21 protein-coding genes and 1 other RNA gene are annotated in these 17,850 nt (G+C 69.0%); 5 read left to right on the top strand and 17 right to left on the bottom strand.

What is annotated here, in order from left to right; genetic code table 11:
* The 11 genes from DQW85_RS38100 to DQW85_RS38150 all read right to left on the bottom strand — a co-directional run.
* Positions 1 to 618: hypothetical protein (locus DQW85_RS38100; protein ID WP_205315710.1), on the bottom strand; the 618-nt coding region annotated here is incomplete at its 3' end.
* Positions 611 to 856, bottom strand: coding sequence for a hypothetical protein (locus DQW85_RS38105; protein ID WP_113704594.1), 246 nt, complete (start codon positions 854 to 856; stop codon positions 611 to 613). The genes DQW85_RS38105 and DQW85_RS38100, both read right to left, overlap by 8 nt.
* The gene (locus tag DQW85_RS38110) at positions 853 to 1,311 is read right to left on the bottom strand and encodes a hypothetical protein (protein ID WP_162795702.1); all 459 of its coding nucleotides are present in this window, start codon (positions 1,309 to 1,311) and stop codon (positions 853 to 855) included. Before DQW85_RS38110 ends, DQW85_RS38105 begins: the two co-directional genes overlap by 4 nt.
* Positions 1,292 to 1,669, bottom strand: coding sequence for a hypothetical protein (locus DQW85_RS38115; protein WP_162795703.1), 378 nt, complete (start codon positions 1,667 to 1,669; stop codon positions 1,292 to 1,294). Before DQW85_RS38115 ends, DQW85_RS38110 begins: the two co-directional genes overlap by 20 nt.
* A gap of 138 nt (positions 1,670 to 1,807) precedes the next feature.
* Positions 1,808 to 2,176 (bottom strand): hypothetical protein, encoded by a 369-nt coding sequence (locus DQW85_RS38120; protein ID WP_113704597.1) that lies wholly within the window; start codon positions 2,174 to 2,176, stop codon positions 1,808 to 1,810.
* The gene (locus DQW85_RS38125; protein ID WP_162795704.1) at positions 2,173 to 2,361 is read right to left on the bottom strand and encodes a hypothetical protein; all 189 of its coding nucleotides are present in this window, start codon (positions 2,359 to 2,361) and stop codon (positions 2,173 to 2,175) included. The genes DQW85_RS38120 and DQW85_RS38125 overlap by 4 nt, the downstream gene beginning before the upstream one ends.
* 32 nt (positions 2,362 to 2,393) lie before the next feature.
* Complete coding sequence (locus DQW85_RS38130) at positions 2,394 to 3,188, bottom strand: hypothetical protein (RefSeq protein WP_113704599.1); 795 nt, start codon at positions 3,186 to 3,188, stop codon at positions 2,394 to 2,396.
* 442 nt (positions 3,189 to 3,630) lie between these two features.
* The gene (locus DQW85_RS38135; protein ID WP_162795705.1) at positions 3,631 to 4,179 is read right to left on the bottom strand and encodes a hypothetical protein; all 549 of its coding nucleotides are present in this window, start codon (positions 4,177 to 4,179) and stop codon (positions 3,631 to 3,633) included.
* Between the two features lie 276 nt (positions 4,180 to 4,455).
* A complete protein-coding gene (locus tag DQW85_RS38140) occupies positions 4,456 to 6,654 on the bottom strand; it encodes a DUF3987 domain-containing protein (RefSeq protein ID WP_162795706.1) in 2,199 nt (732 codons plus the stop codon).
* Positions 6,655 to 6,677: 23 nt separating this feature from the next.
* Entirely contained in the window at positions 6,678 to 7,019 is a 342-nt protein-coding gene (locus tag DQW85_RS38145; RefSeq protein WP_162795707.1) for a hypothetical protein, read from the bottom strand.
* The gene (locus DQW85_RS38150) at positions 7,019 to 7,225 is read right to left on the bottom strand and encodes a helix-turn-helix transcriptional regulator (RefSeq protein ID WP_113704603.1); all 207 of its coding nucleotides are present in this window, start codon (positions 7,223 to 7,225) and stop codon (positions 7,019 to 7,021) included. The genes DQW85_RS38145 and DQW85_RS38150 overlap by 1 nt, the downstream gene beginning before the upstream one ends.
* Positions 7,226 to 7,345: 120 nt before the next feature.
* Between DQW85_RS38150 and DQW85_RS38155 the strand changes: the two genes are divergently transcribed.
* The gene (locus DQW85_RS38155; protein ID WP_113704604.1) at positions 7,346 to 8,005 is read left to right on the top strand and encodes a helix-turn-helix domain-containing protein; all 660 of its coding nucleotides are present in this window, start codon (positions 7,346 to 7,348) and stop codon (positions 8,003 to 8,005) included.
* A gap of 4 nt (positions 8,006 to 8,009) precedes the next feature.
* The gene (locus DQW85_RS38160; RefSeq protein WP_113704605.1) at positions 8,010 to 9,185 is read left to right on the top strand and encodes a tyrosine-type recombinase/integrase; all 1,176 of its coding nucleotides are present in this window, start codon (positions 8,010 to 8,012) and stop codon (positions 9,183 to 9,185) included.
* A gap of 30 nt (positions 9,186 to 9,215) precedes the next feature.
* Here the strand turns inward: DQW85_RS38160 and rnpB are convergent.
* From rnpB to DQW85_RS38190, 6 genes are all read right to left on the bottom strand, one after another.
* Positions 9,216 to 9,603: RNase P RNA component class A (gene rnpB / locus DQW85_RS38165), an RNA gene on the bottom strand.
* 112 nt (positions 9,604 to 9,715) lie between these two features.
* Complete coding sequence (locus tag DQW85_RS46215) at positions 9,716 to 9,958, bottom strand: FG-GAP repeat domain-containing protein (RefSeq protein WP_205315711.1); 243 nt, start codon at positions 9,956 to 9,958, stop codon at positions 9,716 to 9,718.
* Positions 9,955 to 11,337 carry an FG-GAP-like repeat-containing protein gene (locus DQW85_RS38175; RefSeq protein ID WP_113704607.1) on the bottom strand — a complete coding sequence of 461 codons (1,383 nt, stop codon included), beginning with the start codon at positions 11,335 to 11,337 and terminating at the stop codon, positions 9,955 to 9,957. Before DQW85_RS38175 ends, DQW85_RS46215 begins: the two co-directional genes overlap by 4 nt.
* A gap of 258 nt (positions 11,338 to 11,595) precedes the next feature.
* Positions 11,596 to 12,831 (bottom strand): bifunctional RNase H/acid phosphatase, encoded by a 1,236-nt coding sequence (locus DQW85_RS38180; RefSeq protein WP_240197696.1) that lies wholly within the window; start codon positions 12,829 to 12,831, stop codon positions 11,596 to 11,598.
* Positions 12,828 to 13,568 carry a zinc ribbon domain-containing protein gene (locus tag DQW85_RS38185; protein ID WP_113704608.1) on the bottom strand — a complete coding sequence of 247 codons (741 nt, stop codon included), beginning with the start codon at positions 13,566 to 13,568 and terminating at the stop codon, positions 12,828 to 12,830. Before DQW85_RS38185 ends, DQW85_RS38180 begins: the two co-directional genes overlap by 4 nt.
* A 2-nt stretch (positions 13,569 to 13,570) precedes the next feature.
* A complete protein-coding gene (locus DQW85_RS38190; protein ID WP_113704609.1) occupies positions 13,571 to 14,371 on the bottom strand; it encodes a Nif3-like dinuclear metal center hexameric protein in 801 nt (266 codons plus the stop codon).
* A 150-nt stretch (positions 14,372 to 14,521) separates the two neighbouring features.
* Between DQW85_RS38190 and DQW85_RS38195 the strand changes: the two genes are divergently transcribed.
* From DQW85_RS38195 to DQW85_RS38205, 3 genes are all read left to right on the top strand, one after another.
* A complete protein-coding gene (locus tag DQW85_RS38195) occupies positions 14,522 to 16,000 on the top strand; it encodes a flavin-containing monooxygenase (RefSeq protein WP_113704610.1) in 1,479 nt (492 codons plus the stop codon).
* Positions 15,997 to 17,025 (top strand): dipeptidase, encoded by a 1,029-nt coding sequence (locus tag DQW85_RS38200; protein WP_113704611.1) that lies wholly within the window; start codon positions 15,997 to 15,999, stop codon positions 17,023 to 17,025. Before DQW85_RS38195 ends, DQW85_RS38200 begins: the two co-directional genes overlap by 4 nt.
* Positions 17,026 to 17,140: 115 nt before the next feature.
* On the top strand, positions 17,141 to 17,850 hold a 710-nt coding region (locus tag DQW85_RS38205), incomplete at its 3' end, for a GNAT family N-acetyltransferase (protein ID WP_113704612.1).

Genomic DNA, 17,850 nt, shown 5'->3' on the forward strand with positions numbered 1-17,850 from the left:
CACCGTGGCGGCCACGCCGCCCAGCACGCCGAGCACCGCCGGTCCTGCCGCGGACCGCAGCGCCTCAGCCAGCGCGCTACCGGCCGTGCTGCCAGCGGCGGCGAACGCGTCGTCCAGGCCGTCGACCACGTCCTTCAGCTTGCCCGCGGCGGCCACACCGCCGGCCACGTCGACATCCACCCGCGCGGTACGCCCGTCCAACCGGTCGAGCTCGGTGTTGACCTTGCGCAGGTCGTCGAGCGCCATGGCGATGTCCGCTTTCACCAGCGGATCGGCCTCCATCGCGGCCAACTCGGCAAGCTCCCGCTCGATCGTCTGCAACCGCGCCTGAGCGGACCCCGCATCCACGTCGATGCCGATCCGCTTCGACGCCAGCCCCTCCAGATCCCGACGCAACTCCGCGAACTTCACCTCAGCAGCCGACGAATCAGCGTCAATCTTGATCTTCGGCAGGGCTCGGGTCGCAGACTCCAGCTTGCGGCGCATCGCCTGCGCAGACGCGCCCGTCTCCGTCATGCCGCGCGCCAGGCCGGCAACATCCTGCTGTGCGCGCTTCATATTGCGGTCGAACGCACCGATCTCCGCCCGCAACTCCACGCTCACGGACCTGTCAGCCATGCCGCCTCACCTCCGCAAACACCGCGAGCACATCGTCCAGGCTCGCGTCCGGCGCCACCCGCTCCACGTACACGGCCAGCGGCACCCGGATCAGCGCCTCGAACAGCTCCGCGCCCAGCGCCGTCTCCTCCGACCACTCCAGGCCCTCCACCAGCCGGCCGAGCGCCATCAGCTCCTCATCCGCCGCCGCCTCACACGCCGACAGCAGCCTTGAAATCGCCTCAGTAGACGCGCTCACGAGCCCTCCTCAAGATCTGGGGTTCTGTACACGGGAAAATCCGCCTCATCCGCGGTCAGATCTTCGCCCTGGTCAAAGGTCCGCCCCCACGCCAGCCGGTACTTCACGTCCTCGCGGAAAAGAGCTGACTCCGCGCGCCAATCCCGCTCGACCACACGGCTGGGCGACTGGTCAGCCTGCCGCTGGAAGTCCTCGTACTTCTCCGGCCACACGTCGCGCATGATCCGGCCGTTAGCTTTCAGCCACTCACGCCGAGCCGCCTTCCAACGGCGCTGGGCAGCACACCACTCGACCATGTCGCGGGCACTCCGCGGCCTGGCCATCTCCACATTGGGGCTGTCCGGAGACGCGCCTCTCACCCACGAGCCGAACTCGAACTCCAGCAGCCACGCCGGCGGCCCGTCCGACGCCTCAGACACCGCGTCATCGACCGACCTACGCCGTCTTGCCACCACGCCCCCACTTCTGCCGCTCCAGCTCCCAGCGGGCGTTCGCAGCCTCCGACGCGCGTCGCTGAGACGGCGTCTTGCCCTTCTCCTCGTCCTCCGAGGGCAGCGCCAGCTCCGCCAGCAGCTTCACGAACAGCGCCCGGTGCTCACGCAGCTCCCGGAACAGCGGATTGACCTTCTTCTGGCCCGCCGAGCCCTCAACCATGACGTCGGCCTGCTCCGAAGCCTCATGAAGAACCGCCAGCTCATCCGCTGTGTGCGCGAGCTCGCCGAACAGCAGCAACTCCGGTGTCGACAGCTCGAAGTCCTTCATGACCAGGCCCCACAGGCGATTCCCCGCCGGTCCAAGCTCAGGTTTCTGCATGATCACCTCAAAAAAAGATTGTTCGGCAATGCTCGACCTGCGAGAGACCTCCCCGGCGGTCTCTCCTATTTCCGCAGGTCAGAGGGTTGCCCCCCTGACCTGGGCAAACGCTGTCCGGTTTTGTCCGGTTCGGGGTGGTCACAGTAGGTCCTTGAGGATGTCTTTCAGCGCCTGGTGCAGCTTGGGTTCCTGTTGGACGGCTGCGTTCGTGCCGTCCCAGTGGGGCGGCTGGTTGCTGCTGCCGTACTCGAATCCGACGCCCATTGATCCCTGCTTCTTGCCGATCTCTGGTCCGACTTCCCAGATGGCGGCGCTGGTGCTGGGGATCTGCTCGTTGGTGATGGACGACGGGTAGTGCTTGCCGTGCCGTCGTGCGGTGCGGCGGGCGTTGGCGCGCCAGGTCCGCTGTAGCTGTTGGGCTTGGTCTCGCACGGCGTCGTAGGTGAGTTTGATGGCGGCGTCGCCTTCGGCTGCGAGGTCGGCCGCGAGCTTGTCGAGGTCGCTCATGCTGCGTCGTCGGTGCCGAGTAGTTCGGTCAGCCTGCCGTCGCGGTATGCCTTGCGGACCTCGTCGCGCTTCATCTGCCCGACGTGCTCTGCGGTGAGCTGGCCGCGGCTGGGGTAGCGGGAGCGTCCGAGTAGGTCGTCGAGGTGGCCGGCCTGCTCGGCGGCGACGATGGCTTCGGGGCTCATGCGCTGAAGGTCTGCTTCGGTGTACTGGGTGCTCATTCGGGCCACGCTTCCTCTCGGGTGATGACTCGCAGGCCAAGGCGCTTGATGTCCTCGGGGCTGTATGGATGGTCGGTGGCGATGGGAGCGCCTCCGCTTCCGCGGTAGAAGTACTTCGCGGTCGGTTCGGGCGTGTCGTCGTCGAGGGCGGCGAGCCTGTCGTACGGGTCTGTGTCGGGGCTGGGGTGGTTGAGTGGGACGGGTGCTTCTCCTGTCCGCAGGTGCAGGTTGATGTGCGTTTCCTGGGAGGCTGCGCGGCCTGCTTCGAGGGCTGCGGTCAGGTGCATGCCGGGGTCGATGCGGGCGATGCGGCGCCGTCCGACGAATAGGTCACCTTGGGCGGACCATCCGAGCCTGCTGTGGGCGGCGGGTGGGGCGATGGTGCCGTTGTGTTCGGGGACGCGGAGTTGCTGCATGCGGGTGCGCCAGTCGGAGAGGTTGGCGTTGTAGGCGTCGACCTTGGCCAGGTAGGCGGCCTCGTGCTGCTGCATGGCTCGCAGTTCGGCGATGATCTCAGCGAGGAGTTCGGTTTGGCCGGCCCGTATCTCGTTTCCGAGTTGGGCGCAGGCTTCCTGCCGCTTGCGCTCGGTGGTCTGCTCGCACTGCTGGCGTACGGCGAGGACACGGAGTTCGCTCCATTCGGCTAGTTGCCGGGCTTGGGCGAGCTCGTCGGGGCTGATGTTTTCACCGGACGTGAGGCGCTGCTTCAGCGTCTCGACCTGTTCGGCATCGGTGGCGGCTTGCCGTTCGGCTGCTCGAACGTCAGCGTCTGTGACGTCCTTCGTGGTCATCCTCGTGTTCCTCCTCGATGGCTATCAGCCAGTCGCGTCCCGAGCGGCGGGCTCGCAGCTTCCCGACCTGGCACAGGTGGCGAACCCACCGCTCAGAGCACCCCATACGGCGGGCGATGAGCGCCGTAGTTAGTTCCACTGTGGCGGGTGCGGCGGAATTGCTTCCGTGTGCGGAAGTGTCCGGGTTGAGGAGGTCGCGGACGTGGGCGGTCACCTCGTCGGGTAGCTGCCTGCCGCGTAGGAGGTCGTCGCGGGCGTGGTCGAGGATCCACGTGGCGAGGGTCGAGGCGGCGGCCGTACTCGCTTGATGTACGGCCGCCGGCCTCGTGGGCGCAGGAGCGTCTATGGGCTGCAATGGGAGATACCCGGCCCTCGACTCCTTGGTTCCGGCCTGCTGCCTTTGCGAGGCTGGCCGGTGACTTTGACGCCCTGGCATGTGGGTTTACTCGGTCCAGTACTTGCAGTCGCGACAGACGCCGGCCATGTAGATGAAGGCACCGTGAGCGACCGTGACGGACCAGATGCCGTTGCCCTCAGCCTTCCCAGCAGTGATCGTTCCGCAGGCGTCACACGTACGGTCCTTGGGCGAGTTGCGAGGGAGGGTGAGCATCCGCACGCAGGCGTTGCACACCACTAAGCCCGGCTTCCACGCTGCGGCAGCTACCGGCTGAGGTCTGGTCGCGCTGGGGTTGTGCCTGCAGGTGCCAGACTTACCGGCGGCCCAGGTGATGAACGCGGTCAGCAGCCCGAGACGTATCCAGTCGGGATGGTCGGAGGCGGGGAGGTGTCGCATCTCCTTCCCGATCAGCTCGTTGACGACGTCCATCCGGTCGTGAACCTGGGCGGCGGCGGCAGCGTGCTGGTCTTGGAGCCAGCCGAGGCCCTGCTTGGTCATGAGGTCGTGCAGCTCGGCGACGATCTCAGCGATGTCGGGGCGCTGGATCAGCTCATCTATGGCGAGCACGGTCCTGCCGAGCATGGGGGAAGTCATGAGGTCTCCTGTGCCGATCGGCTGAAAGCGGTGACAGAAGGGGCAAATTTTGCCCCTGACCTGCGGATATGCCTGTCATCGGGCATGTGGACAATCGAATGACAGAAGGCCGAATATGCCCCCTGACCTGCGATGACATATGTCGGTACCTCTGGTGACACATGTGCGGGGTGGGTTCTGTCACCGAAAGGGGCTTGTGTCATCGCCCTTGTCACCGCGTTTGGTGACATGCATACGTGCTGGTCAGTAGCGGTTTCGGGGGCTTTTGTCACCGTGTCACCGCCCCTTAGGATTCACGGCATAGACGACCGGCTTGCGTCCGCCGGTTGAGGCAGCATCGATACGCCGTACGTATCCGTGGTCTTCCAGGAGTGCGAGCGTTGCCGCGACCTCTTCGGCGCCGCTGAACCGGCGCTGCAGGCCGCGGTGGACGTCGCGGAGCCGGAACCCGTCGCGGTTACCGATCCACGCCAGCACGGTCCGTGCGTGCTCCAGGAGCGGGTGCGCGCGCATCACTCCGAACGCGGCCATGGCGTGAGCCACGTAGTACCGGGCGAGAGTGATGGCTCGCCCCATGGTGTCGGCGGAGATGTCCTTGCGGGTGCCGTCCTGGGGGTGCTCGGCCAAGTGCAGCAGGCCCGCGAGCCGTACCGTGTGGCCGGCGAGCTTAGACGCCCATTCCCGCAGGCTCTCAAGGTCACCGGTGCCGCGCTGTAGGCGAGGCTCAATCTCGGCCCGCCAGGCGGTGTGCGCCTTGAGCGCGCCAGGACTCAGCCGGATGATCGCGGGATCGGTCCACTCCGACAGGGTCACGATCAGCGCCTTGACGGTGTCGGTGTAGCTGCGCAGCACGTCCTCGGCGACCAGCGGCGGGTCATACACGTTGCGGTGGCCGACCAGATCAGGCGGGATGCTGAACAGGAACCGGGCCAGCGCGCCACGCCCGTGCATCTGCTTGGAGGCCGCGACGTCCTGGAGGAGCTGCGGTTGGATACACAGCCCGATCGTCAGGGCGGGGCGCTCCACGAACTCCTCCCGGCCACGTCGGTCGACCTGCAGCCGGTCTCCAGCGTGGCCTTTGAGCAGCAGCTCCAGGTTCGGCTTGTTGCTGTAGCGCCCGAGCACCACTTCGAGATAGGTGCCTTCCGCTGACAGGATCGCCAGGCGTCCGCCCTGCTCGGCGAGGATCGAGGCGGCGGTCTCCGGAGTCACGTCGTCTGCGGTGAGGCGAGGGGAGATGGGCACTTCGAGTTCTTCGGCCATGCGCGCCGCATCAACGGCAGTGTCGATCTCGTCGGGACTCTTGGCCTTCCTGCGAGCCTCCTCCGCGCGGGCGATGGCCTGCCGCCGCTCCTTCTCCTTGATCTTGATCTTCTCCCGGACGAGCTCCTGCAGCGCCTTCTCAGCCGCGTACACGGGAGCGATCATCATGCGGAAGGCCGGCGACTTGCCCGCGCCGGGCGGCATGGCCGTAGCAGTCTGGACGTTCAGCGGTTCCCGCCACTGGCCACGCACCAGCACCTCGGCCCGTCCGCCCGCGGCGGTGGACAGCGCGGCGAGAGCGAGACTGCCTGGTAGATCCTCCGACACCTGCACCTCAGCGGCGACCCCGCGCACCGTGGCCGCGATGTAGCCCGGGAAGACGTCGACCGGGAACGCGGGCAGCTCCACGAGTGCGCCGAGCGGGATCGGGTCGTCCCAGTCTTCGAGCGGGCCGGCTTCCTGCGGCGCGCCCGAGTTGGTCGGCTCGCCGAAGGGCTGAAAGTCGTTGATGGTGTGCCCGGCGGCGAAGTGGTCGGTGGCGTCCTTGCCTTCCGCGGCCTCGACTAGGACCACGGACTTGGCCTTGCCTTCGAGGTCGGCAAGCACCCTCCGAGCATGCTCGCGGCCCTTGTTGTCCCTGTCGGCCACGATGACCACGTCGGCGCCCTTGAGCACGTCCCCGTAGGACGGGTGCCAGCCCATGCCGCAACCACCCGGGTTACAGGTGGCCACCTCGCCGGCACGCTCGATCGCCGCGACGTCCTTCTCTCCCTCGCAGACCCACACGGTTCGCCCTTCGGCCACCGCGGCGAGCACGGCGGGCAGGCGGTACAGCACGCGGCGGACGCCCTTGAGGTCGTAGTCCCATCCGCCCACGCCGTTCGGACGCTTGGGCCTGAAGTCCTTCGGGAAGCGCCGCTCTTGCACGAACAAGAGCTGGCCGTGCTCATCGGTGTATTCGTACTCGGCGATGACGACCGGGCGAGCAAGCTTGCCCCGGTCGGCCTCTTCGTCGAACAGGGCCGACAGCGGCAGGTCGAGGGCGGCGGCCACGTCGACTGTCTTGCAGCCCGGGAAGCACTTGAGCAGCACCTTGCCCGCAACACCGCGTATCGACAGGCTCGGCTCGACGTCCTCGTGGGCGGGGCACTGCGCCATGAAGTAGCCGTGCCTGTTGCGTACGGCCAGGCCGCGCTCGTTGAGTGCGGCCATGACCCTGTCGAGAGCAGCGCCCACTAGGCGGCCTTCCTGCGGCGGACACGCGGAGCGTGCAGAGCGAGCTCATACCTGGCGCCGCACCGGGCGGTACGGCGCAGAAGCACAGGCGCGGGCGCCTTGACCCGGTGCGCGTGGTAGAACCCGCACTCGCACTCCTGGTCGAGCACGATCAGCACCGTCACCATCCCCCATGCGGGGGCGTAGGCGGTAGCGGAGCGGACGAGCGGAAGCTGCCCGGCTACGTGACGGGCGCGCCGCGAGCGGCTACCCTGGGGCTTGGCGTTGCTGGTGGCCTTGATGGTCATCGGATCGAGAGCCGCCCCTGGCCGGGCGGCTTTCGTGTTTTCGGGCGGGCTCATCAGGCAGCACCGCCGACGTAACGCGAGTTCTCCCAGTCGATGACGTCCGCGAGCTTGTAGCTGCAGACGCGACCGATCTTCATGTACTTCGGGCCGGTACGGGAGCTGTTCCACCGGTAGACGGTCCACACGGTGACGTTGTGGCGCTCGGCAAGCTCCTCGATACTCAGGTGCTTCTCCAGCGTTGGCGTGGAGATACGTGCCATGACTGAACTCCTTTGGTTCAGGTCGCACACATAACAGTGACATGTCGAGGCTAGCGACAACTGGCGATGTTTGGCAATATTGGATGCGACTTGCACTGAATTAGTGACATGGAGAACTGAATGAGCAACGCCGAACGGCCAAGCGACGTCCTCGCGCGACAGGTGAAGTACTGGCGTACGCGGCGCAAGCTGTCAGCGCAGGGCCTCGCTGATCGCATCGCGGAGGATCAGGGCACTCTCGACCGGCCGGCAATCTTCAAGATCGAGAACGGCAAGCGGGGCGTGAGCGTCGAGGAGTGGCTGCAACTCGCCTACGCCTTGGCCGTTCCGCCGGCGCTGCTGTTCCTCGACCTGGCCAAGGGTGCCGACGTTGCAGTCGTTCCGGGGGCTGAGGTGCACCCGTGGTTGGCCTGGCAATGGGTGAACGGCGAAGGGGAGCCCGTCACCACTCAGCGCCGCGGCAAGCGCACCGCGGAATGGCACGAAGCGCGACGATACGTTCGCACGTACGAACGCGAGGTCGAAGCGTCGTCCGCCGTCCACAAGGCGTACAGCCGCCTGGCCGATGCCGAGTTCAAGGGCAACGCCGAAGAGATCCAGGCAGCCAAGGGGCAGCAGGTGGAAGCCCTGCGCAACCTCGCAGCGATCTTTGACGAGATGGTTGAGCAGGAGATGAACCCGCCCGGCAAGCCTCGCGAGTGGATCGAGATCATGCGCAACCTCAACATGCTGAAATACCCGGACGCGGTCGAGATCTTCGAGCCTGACGAGGAGGAGTAGCCCGATGGCGCGCGTGAAGGACCTTTGGTACACCAGCGGCAAGGACGCTGACGGGAACCTGATCAGGGTGCCTACGAAACGCCACCCGGACCGCGGGGGCAGCAAGCGGGCGAAGCGCTGGCTTGCCTGCTGGTTCGGCCCCACGGGCAAGGAGGAGACAAAGGCGTTCGAGGTCAAGACGCAGGCGGCGAACCATGCCACGAAGATGGAGGCGGATCGCCTGCGGGGTCAGTATGTGGACCCCAAGCAAGGGCAACAACGCCTCATCGACTACGGCAACGAAAAGTGGCTGCCGTCGCAACTTCATCTCCGACCGAACTCGGTCGAGCTGTACGAGCAGCATTTACGCAAGCACATCTATCCGCGACTCGGGAACCGCCGTATGGCGACCCTTGCCCGGTCCGACATGAAAGCGTTCGTCACTGCGATCTCGGCCGTACTCGCGCCGACGACGGTCGCAACGGTCTTCTCCGTGCTCCGCGCGTTGATGAACGCGGCGGTGGACGACGGTGTGATCCCTGCCAACCCCTGCACGAGGGTCCCGCTTCCCCGCGTAGCCGCCCGCGTGGTCGAGCCCTTGCCGGCGCAAGCCGTCCTCGCGCTGGCCAACGCCATCACGCCGCGGTACCGCCTCGCGGTGTGGCTCGGCGCCGGCCTGGGGCTCCGCGAGGGCGAAGCGCTCGGCTTGACGGTGGCACGGGTGGACTTCCTGCGGCGAAAAGTCGAGGTACGGCACCAGTTGCAGAAGGGCAAGCTGGTCGAGCTCAAAACCAAGGCATCGAAACGGACGCTGCCGGTCGATGACCTGATCCTTGCCGAGATCTCGGCGCACATGCAGCAGTGGAAGCCTGGCCCTCATGACCTCATCATCACGAACCGTTCGAGCAAGCCGGTTGGGCGGTCGTCCTTCTGGGAGTGCTGGCGCAAAGCTGTTGAGACGGTCGGCCTGCCGAAGGGGACACGCTTCCACGACCTAAGGCACTTCTACGCCTCGACTCTGATTGCCGCGAACATCGGCCCCAAGGTAATCCAATACCGGCTCGGTCACGCCAAGATCGCCGAGACGTTCGACACCTACGGACACCTGTTTCCGGACGATGAGGATCTAGGTAGAGGTGCCGTTGAAACCATGATCGCTAAGGCGCTCGCGGAACAGGAACGGAACAGGGCAACTGAGTGAGCGTGTCTGCCCTGGTCACTGCGACATAAGGGGACGAGCCGGTCTGTAGGCCGGGTTCTGTCCTTCGGTGTGAAGGGGCGACCATCCATCTAGGGCCGTCGTTGCCGACGGCCTCGTGCGGTCTACCCGCGCGGCTCGGGCGGGCAGCCCTCGAACGCCGCGCGCGGACCGCTCCGAAGAGCGGCCCTTCTTGACCTTGCTCCGGGTGGGGTTTACCGAGCCGCCCACGTCACCGTGGGCGCTGGTGGTCTCTTACACCACCGTTTCACCCTTACCTCCCGCGAGCGGGAGGCGGTCTGCTCTCTGTGGCACTGTCCCGCGGGTCACCCCGGGTCGGTGTTACCGACCACCCTGCCCTGTGGAGCCCGGACCTTCCTCGGCGGGCCTCGCGGCCCGACGCGGTCGCCCGACCGACTCGTCCATGAGAAGGTTACCAGCCCTCTACGGGGCGTACGGAGGCCGTGCCGGGTGCATCCACCCGGCCAGGCCGTCGCCTTGATCGCTCACTTTTCAACAAGGGTTGCGCGGCATCAGTTCCCGCCTCTGTTCAGCCAGCCGCGTACGGATCCGTCGCGCTCGATCCACAGGTAGTCGGCCCGGCCGTCGCCGGTGATGTCGGCGAAGGCGACCTTCTCATGGGGAATCCCCCTCTCCGGGAAGTAGCGCAGCCGCTTGATGAAGCTGCCCTTTCCGCCGCCGCCGTTATTGAGGTATGCGTTGACGGCTCCAGTGGGGCCGACGATCAAGTAATCGGCCTTGCGGTCGGCGTTCACGTCGGCGAGCCGGAGCCGTTCGCGGGAACCTTCGGTGACGCCGTTGGCCCAGTTGCGATGTTCGACCCAGCGGGGCTTGCCGTTCGCCCCCTCGGTGTTGAGGAAGGCGTGGACGGCGCCCGCGGGTCCGACTCGCAGGTAGTCGTCGCGGCCGTCGCCGTTGACGTCGGCGAAGCGGACCTGGCCGGAGAATCCGCGGGGCACGACGAGGCCCCAGTCGACCCAATCAGGCTTGCCGGACTGTCCGGGGTGTTGACGAAAGCCTGCACCGTCCCGTTCTCGTGGATCTGCAGATAGTCGGCCCGGCGGTCGCCGTTGATCTCAGCGAACCGGATCTGGTTGCCGTTGGTGCCGACCCAGGGGTTGAACTGCCCACGTTCGCGCCACGTCGGTTTGGGTGCGCTCTTTGGCGGGGCATCAGCCCTGGGCGGGATGTTCACCCAGGCGCGCGCCGATCCGTTCTCACCCATCGCCACGTAGTCGGCACGGCCATCACCGCTGATGTCAGGCATCCGCACCTGACCGCCTGAGGCCTTGCCCGAGGGGAACAGGTCGCTCAGCGGGACCCAGAAGGGCTTCCGGTTCGTGATGTCCTCTCGGGCCTTGTTCAGCCAGGCACTCACCGCTCCGTTGTCGTCGATTCGCACGTATTCGGCCCGGCCGTCACTGTCGATGTCAGCGAACGCGGCCTGGCCGCCCCTCCCCGGAAAGATCTCTCCTATGTCCGCCCAGCTCTTGCCATCGGCGGTGCCCGGCCGGGAGCCGGTGGCGTTGAGCCTTGCCCGCGCCGATCCGTTCGCGCCGACCACCAGGTAGTCCGCCCGGCGGTCGCCGTTGATGTCGGCGAACCGCACACTTCCGCCGGAAGCGCCGACGCCCGTCGCGATCCTGCCTTGGCCATCCCAGTTCAGCGCGGCCCACTTCTTGTCGCCCTGATTGGCCCAGGCGCGCACGGAACCGTCGTCGGCGACCAGGAGGTAGTCGTCCCGGCCGTCACCGTTGTAGTCGGCCCACATGACATTCCCGCCGGGCCCGCGCACCCCTGTGGCGACAACGCCGAGGCTCTGCCAGCCGTCACGCGGGCCGCCGTCGCCAGTGCAGCGCTTTCCGCTGCCGTTGACGGTCTTGGTGATCCAGCCGTCTTCCGCCGCCTGAATGATGCCGTCGAGGAAGGCGTCCGCCATCTTGCGGTAGCCGTTGTCGTTGGGATGCGCCGGGTTGGCCAGGTCGGCGGCGGTGACCGCGCTCATGTCGATCAGCCGCACATGCCTGCCCTTGTCCCGGCGCTGCTTGACCACTCCGGGCAACTGCGCGTTGAACGCATTGATCTTGGGTTGCATGCCCGCCTTCGTGGCGGGAACGAGCGTGGCGACCAGCACCGTCGCTTCCGGCGCCCGGACCCCTGCGAGCCGACGAAGTCCAGGCTCTTCACCTGCCCGTTCAGCCGGTCCCACAGCGGGGCTCGATAGCCCGAACCCGTCGAACTGCCCACCCCTGCGGTGATCGAGTCACCCAGCGGCATGACCTTGAGATCCCGCTTGGCGAGACCCTGGCCCCCCGGCAGGGGCCGACAGCCGGGCACGTGATCACCTCGCGCACACCGCCGGCGGGCGTGCCGTGGAGCACTCGGAGTGTGGTCAGCGCAGGTGGGAGGTGTCGTTGAAGGACTTCACGACGCTGCGGCCGTCGGTGTAGTGCTCGATCAGCGACAGGCAGGCCAGATCGAGGTGCATCCGGTAGAGCGCCTCGGGAGGCGCCATCAGGGCGAAGCGCAGCAGCATCTTGATGGGGGTCACGTGCGACACCACGAGCACCGTCCTGCCCTCGTAGCGCTCCACCAGCCGCGCCTCCGCCCGCTGGACCCGGCGGGCGACCACCGCGAAGCTCTCCCCGCCCGGGGGCGCGACCTGCGGGTCGGCGAGCCACGCTTCGAGCTCCGCGGGCCAGCGGCGCTGGATCTCGGTGAACGTGTGACCCTCCCAGGCGCCGAAATCGGCTTCTCTGAGGTCTTCGTCCACCTCGACCTGGAGGCCGGTGCTCCGGGCGACGGTCTCCGCGGTCTGCCTGGCGCGCTTCAGGGGTGAGCTGACGATCACGTCGAGCTGGTACGGCTCGCGGGACAGCCTCCTGGCCGCCGCCGACGCCTGCGCCAGGCCGTTGGCCGTCAGCTCCGCGTCGCCCAGGCCCGAGAACCTGCGCTCGACGGACAGCGGGGTCTCGCCGTGCCTGAGCAGCAGCAGGGATGTGGCCACGCGCGTGGGGGGCGCCCAGCCGGTGCCCTTGGCCGGCCCGCCGGCCCGCTGCTGGGTGGCGGCCACCGAGGCCGACGGCGCGGACAGAGCAGAGGGGGCAGAGGGAGCAGAAGGGCCTGCGGGGCTGGACTGGGCGGTCGTGCCGGAGCCGCCCGCCTTCCAGGTCAGGCCCTTGGCGGCGGCGTCCATGGCCTCGTTCGCGAGCCGGTCGGCGTGGGTGTTCTGGTGCCGGGGGATCCAGGTCCACTCGGTCACCCGCAGCCGCCGGGCCAGCTCGGCCGCCTCCCGCGCCAGCGGGCGCAGCCCCTCGTTCTTGATCTTCCAGCGGCCGGCCATCTGCTCGACGACCAGCTTGGAGTCCATCCGGACCGCGACGGAGGCGCCCTCGCCGCCCAGGTCGAGCACGGCGCGCAGCCCCGCGATCAACCCCCGGTACTCCGCCACGTTGTTGGTGGTGACGCCGATGGCCTCGGCCGTCTCCACGAGCACACGCCCGTCGGAGGCGTCGCGGACCACCGCGCCGTAACCCGCGGGGCCGGGGTTGCCGCGCGAGCCGCCGTCGGCCTCGATGACGTAGGAGGTCAGAGGGACGTTGGAGGTCACAGGAACGTTGGAGGTCACAGGCCCGACTCTGCGGTGCGGACGAGGATGCGGCGGCACTCCTCGCAGCGCACCACCTCGTCGTGGGGGGCCGCCTTGATCTGGTTCATCTCGGCGATCGACAGCGCCACCTTGCAGCCCTGGCAGCGTCCGCCGCGCAGCATCGCCGCGCCCACGCCGTACTGGTCGCGGAGCTTCCCGTAAAGCCCCAGCAGGTCGGCGGGTATCTCGCCGGCGACCGCGGCGCGGCGGGTCTGGACCTCGGCCGCCTCCTTGTCGATCTCGGCGAGCGCGGCGTCGCGGCGGTCCTCGGCGTCGGTGCGGGTGGCGGCCAGCTCGTCGCGCTTCGCGCGCAGGTCGGCGACCTTGCTGTCGGCCGCCTCACGGCGTTCCATGATCTCGAGCACGACCTCTTCGAGGTCGCCCTGGCGGCGGTGCAGGGAGGCGATCTCGGACTGCAGGCCGGCGAGGTCCTTCGGCGAGGTGACGGCGCCGGAGTCGAGCCGCTTCTGGTCGCGGTCGGCGCGGGCGCGGACGGTGTCGACGTCGCTCTCGGCCTTGGCCTGCTCGCGGGCCAGGTCGCTCGCCTCGGTCTCGGCCTCGATCACCTCGGTGGCGAGCTTGGCGTAGCGCTTGGACTGCTCGTCGATCTCGGCCAGCTCGGGCAGGGTGCGACGGCGATGCGCCAGCCGGTCGGCGGCGGAGTCGAGCTCTGCCAGGTCGAGCAGTCGCTTCTGGGCCTCAGGGGCTGCTTTCATGATCAATATCCTTTTGTCCAAGCATCGGTGACCGTGGCGGAGACGCGCGTCTCAACGTTAACGCCACCGCCCCGCAGGATTGACGCGGCGCTGTCCAGCCAGGGCCACTCGGTGGCCCAGTGGGCGGCGTCGATCAGCGCGGGGCCGCCCGCCTCGACGAACTCGCTGGCCGGATGGTGCCGCAGGTCCGCCGTGAGGAACACGTCCACCCCGGCGGCACGGGCCACGCCCAGCAGCGAGTCTCCCGCTCCGCCGCTGACCGCGACCCGGGAGACGGGGCGGGACGGATCGCCCGCGACGCGGATGCCCCACGAGGTCTTCGGCAGCCCGGCGGCGGCCCGCGCCGCGAACTCTTCAAGCGTGGTCTCGGCGGGCAGGTCACCGATGCGGCCGAGCCCGCGCAACGGGTCGTCGGGGAACGGCTGCAACGGCACCAGGTCCCCGGCCAGCCCGACGGCGCGGGCCAGCGCGTCGGAGACGCCGGGGCTGGCCACGTCGGCGTTGGTGTGCGCGGTGTAGAGGCCGACACCCCGCCTGATCAGGGTGTGGACGAGCCTGCCCTTGGGCGTGTCGGCCGCGACGCTCGTGGTGCCGCGCAGGTAGAGCGGATGGTGGGTGACGATCAGGTCGGCGCCCCAGGAGAGCGCCTCCTCCACGACGGCGGCGACGGGATCGACCGCGAACAGCACCCGCTCCACCTCTTCGGCCGGGTCACCGCAGACCAGGCCCACCGCGTCCCAGGACTCAGCCCGGGCGGGCGGGTAGGCCGCCTCGAGCACCTCGATCACATCCGCCAGCGTCAATGCAGCCACCTGCGCAGACTACCGGGGAACAGCCCGACGGGTGTGCGGGCACCGGACGGGGCGGAGTACCAGGGGCCGGTCCGGCGCGGGGGTATCACGCGACCGGGGTCCGGCGTACCGTAAGTGGATCCTGACGCTTCGGAGGGCGGCATGGCGGCACCCAGGGTCGCGATCGTGGGAGCGGGGTTCGGCGGGCTGTGCATGGCCATCCGCCTGCGGCGCGCCGGGATCGGCTCGTTCACGGTCTTCGAGAAGGCGGGCGAGCTGGGCGGCACGTGGCGCGACAACACCTACCCGGGCGCGGGCTGCGACATCCCCTCGCACCTCTACTCGTACTCCTTCGAGAAGTACGCGAGCTGGACGCGCCGCTACCCGGGCCAACCCGAGATCCTCGCCTACCTGGCACGATGCGCCGACAAGTACGACGTCAGGCGGAGGATCCGGTTCCACACCGAGGTGGTCGGCGCGGCGTTCGACGGCGGGCGCTGGCAGGTCAGCACGGCCGGCAGCCAGCGGGAGGCGTTCGACGTGGTGGTCATGGGGGTGGGCCAGCTCAATCGCCCCCGCCTGCCCGACATTCCCGGCATGTCAGACTTCGCGGGTACGGCCTTCCACTCCGCCCGCTGGAACCACGACCACGACCTCACGGGCAGGCGCGTGGCCGTCATCGGCAACGGCTCGTCGGCCGCCCAGTTCGTACCCCGGATAGCCGGGCGCGCCGGACGCCTGGAGGTGTTCCAGCGCACGCCCAACTGGGTGATCCCCAAGCCCGACGCCACGTTCGGTCCCGCCGCCAGGTCGGCCCTGCGCCTCGTGCCCGGCCTGCAGCGCGCCTACCGGGAGTGGCTCTACCGGTACGCCGAGAACGTCTTCCATCCCGCGCTGGCCCGGGGGTGGAGCGCCGCCACGCTGGAGAGGCGCGCCCGGGGCCACCTGAGCGCCCAGGTGGCCGCCCCCGTCCTGCGCGCCAAGCTCACGCCTGACTACCCGCCGGGCTGCAAGCGGGTCGTCATCGACAGCGACTTCTATGCCGCGCTCACCCGCCCCAACGTCGAGGTCGTCACCGAGCGGATCGTCCGCATCGGCCCCGGCGGCGTCGAGACCGAGGGGGGCCGGCACGAGGCCGACACGATCATCTACGCCACGGGCTTCCGGACCACCGAGTTCCTCGCGCCGATCGAGGTGGCCGGCCGCGGGGGCCACACGCTCGCGCGGCAGTGGAACGGCGGCGCGGAGGCGTACCTGGGCATCTCGATGCCCAACTTCCCGAACCTGTTCCTGCTGTACGGCCCGAACACCAACCTCGGCCACAACTCGATCGTCTTCATGATCGAATGCCAGGTGCGGCACATCATGGCCTGCCTGCCGTACCTGTCGGCGGGCGGTCCGATGGAGGTGCGCCCCGAGGCGATGGCGGCGTGGACCCGGCAGCTCGACCGCGCCATGGCCGGGATGGTCTGGCAGGACGGCTGCCGGAGCTGGTACAAGACGGCCGATGGCCGCGTCACCAACAACTGGCCGGGCCGGGCGGATCTCTACCGGAGGCTGACTGCCAGGTCGCCGAGGGCGGCCTACCGGCACATCCGCGAGCCCGTGGACCGGGAACGCGCGGTAGCGTCACCGGCATGACCACTCCCCTGCACCGGCGCGCCGTGGTGGCGGACGCGCACAACGACCTGCTGATGGCGGTCTCCGCGCGGCCGGTCGGACGATGGGCCTCGTTCTTCCGCGAGCGCTGGCTGCCGCAGCTCGTCGAGGGCGGGGTCCGGCTGCAGGTGCTGCCGGTGTTCATCGACGACCAGCACCGTCCCGAAGGGGCGCTCAGGCAGACGCTGCGCATGATCGAGTGCGCGCACGTGATCGCCGAGGGCAACGCCGACCGGGTCCGGATCTGCCTCAGCGGGGCCGACATCGACCGGGCGCTGGACACCGGCCGGATCGCGCTGGTCCTCGCGCTGGAGAGCATGCCGGGCATCGACGCGAACGTGGAGCTCATCTCGACCGTGCACCGGCTCGGCGTGCGGGTGGCCTCGATCGCCCACTGGGGCCGCACCCCGCTGGCCGACGGCAGCGGCGAGGACGCCACCGGCAGCGGCCTCACCTCCGCCGGCGTCGCCGCGCTGCGCGAGATGGAGCGGCTCGGCATCGTCTTCGACATCTCCCACCTGGGCGCCTCGGGCGTGGCACACGTGCTGGAGCTGGCGCGCGAGCCGGTCATGGCCACCCACTCCTCGGCCCGCGCGCTGCGCGACCACCACCGCAACCTCACCGACGAGCAGCTGCGCGGCGTCGCCGCGACGGGCGGCGTGGTGTGCGTGAACTTCCTGGCCGCGTTCCTCAGGGACGGGCCGGAGGAGGCGACGCTCGACGACCTGCTCGACCACATCGAGCACGTCGTGGGCGTGGCGGGCATCGACCACGTGGGGCTCGGCCCCGACTTCGTCCGGGAGGTCATGGACGACCTGACGCCGCCCTGCTGCGAGGGCGTCAACGCCAGGGGCGTCGACCCGAGGGTGGCGGTTCCCGGGCTGGAGGGCCCTTCGGAGCTGCCGCTGGTGACCGACGGGCTGCTCCGGCGCGGCGTCCCGGAGAAGGACGTAGCCAAGATCATCGGAGGGAATTTGCACCGGTTCCTGGGCGAGCGGCTGGCCTGAGTCGATGCCGCCGAGGCCGGACGATGTCCTTGGGCCCAGCGATGTCCCTGGGCCCGGCGATGTCCCTGGGCCGGGCGATATCGTGGTGCGGTGGCATCGTGGTTGGGGGCACGGGGTGACGGCTGAGGAACGGGCCGCGCTGGAGGCGGCGGCGAAGGCCGGGGTGACGATCCGCGAGCTGAGCCGGAACGGCGAGCTGCGGCAGGTCTTCCGGCTCTTCGACGACATCTGGCACCCCGATCCGGGCAACCCGCCGATGACCGTCGAGCTGATGGTCGCCTTCGCGCACGCCGGTGGCTACGTGGCCGGCGCGTACCAGGGCGACGATCTCGTCGGCGCGTCGGTCGGCTTCCAGGCGGGCGGCCGGACGCTGCACTCCCACGTGACGGGCGCGCGGCAGGTCGGGCACGGCGTCGGCTACGCGCTCAAGCTCCATCAGCGCGCCTGGTGCCGGCGGCACGACCTCGACCGGATCAGCTGGACGTTCGACCCGCTGGTGCGCCGGAACGCCCGGTTCAACCTGGGCAAGCTGGGCGCCAGGCCGGCCGCGTACGTGGAGAACTTCTACGGCGTCATGGGCGACGCGATCAACGAGGGCGACGAGTCCGACCGGCTGCTCACCGTCTGGGAGCTGGCCGGGCCGCCCGATGACATGCCGCCCCCGCCGTACACGGTCGGGCTGGGCGAGCGGGACGCACGGCCGGTGATGGGCCGCCTGGACGGGCCGGTGTTGCTGGTCGCGACGCCGCGCGACATCGAGGCGCTGCGGCGCGCGGACCCGGGCGCGGCCAAGGCGTGGCGGCTGGCCGTGCGGGAGGTGCTCGG

It is taken from the genome of Nonomuraea lactucae, assembly GCF_003313395.1.
In the GTDB taxonomy this organism is placed as follows: domain Bacteria; phylum Actinomycetota; class Actinomycetes; order Streptosporangiales; family Streptosporangiaceae; genus Nonomuraea; species Nonomuraea lactucae.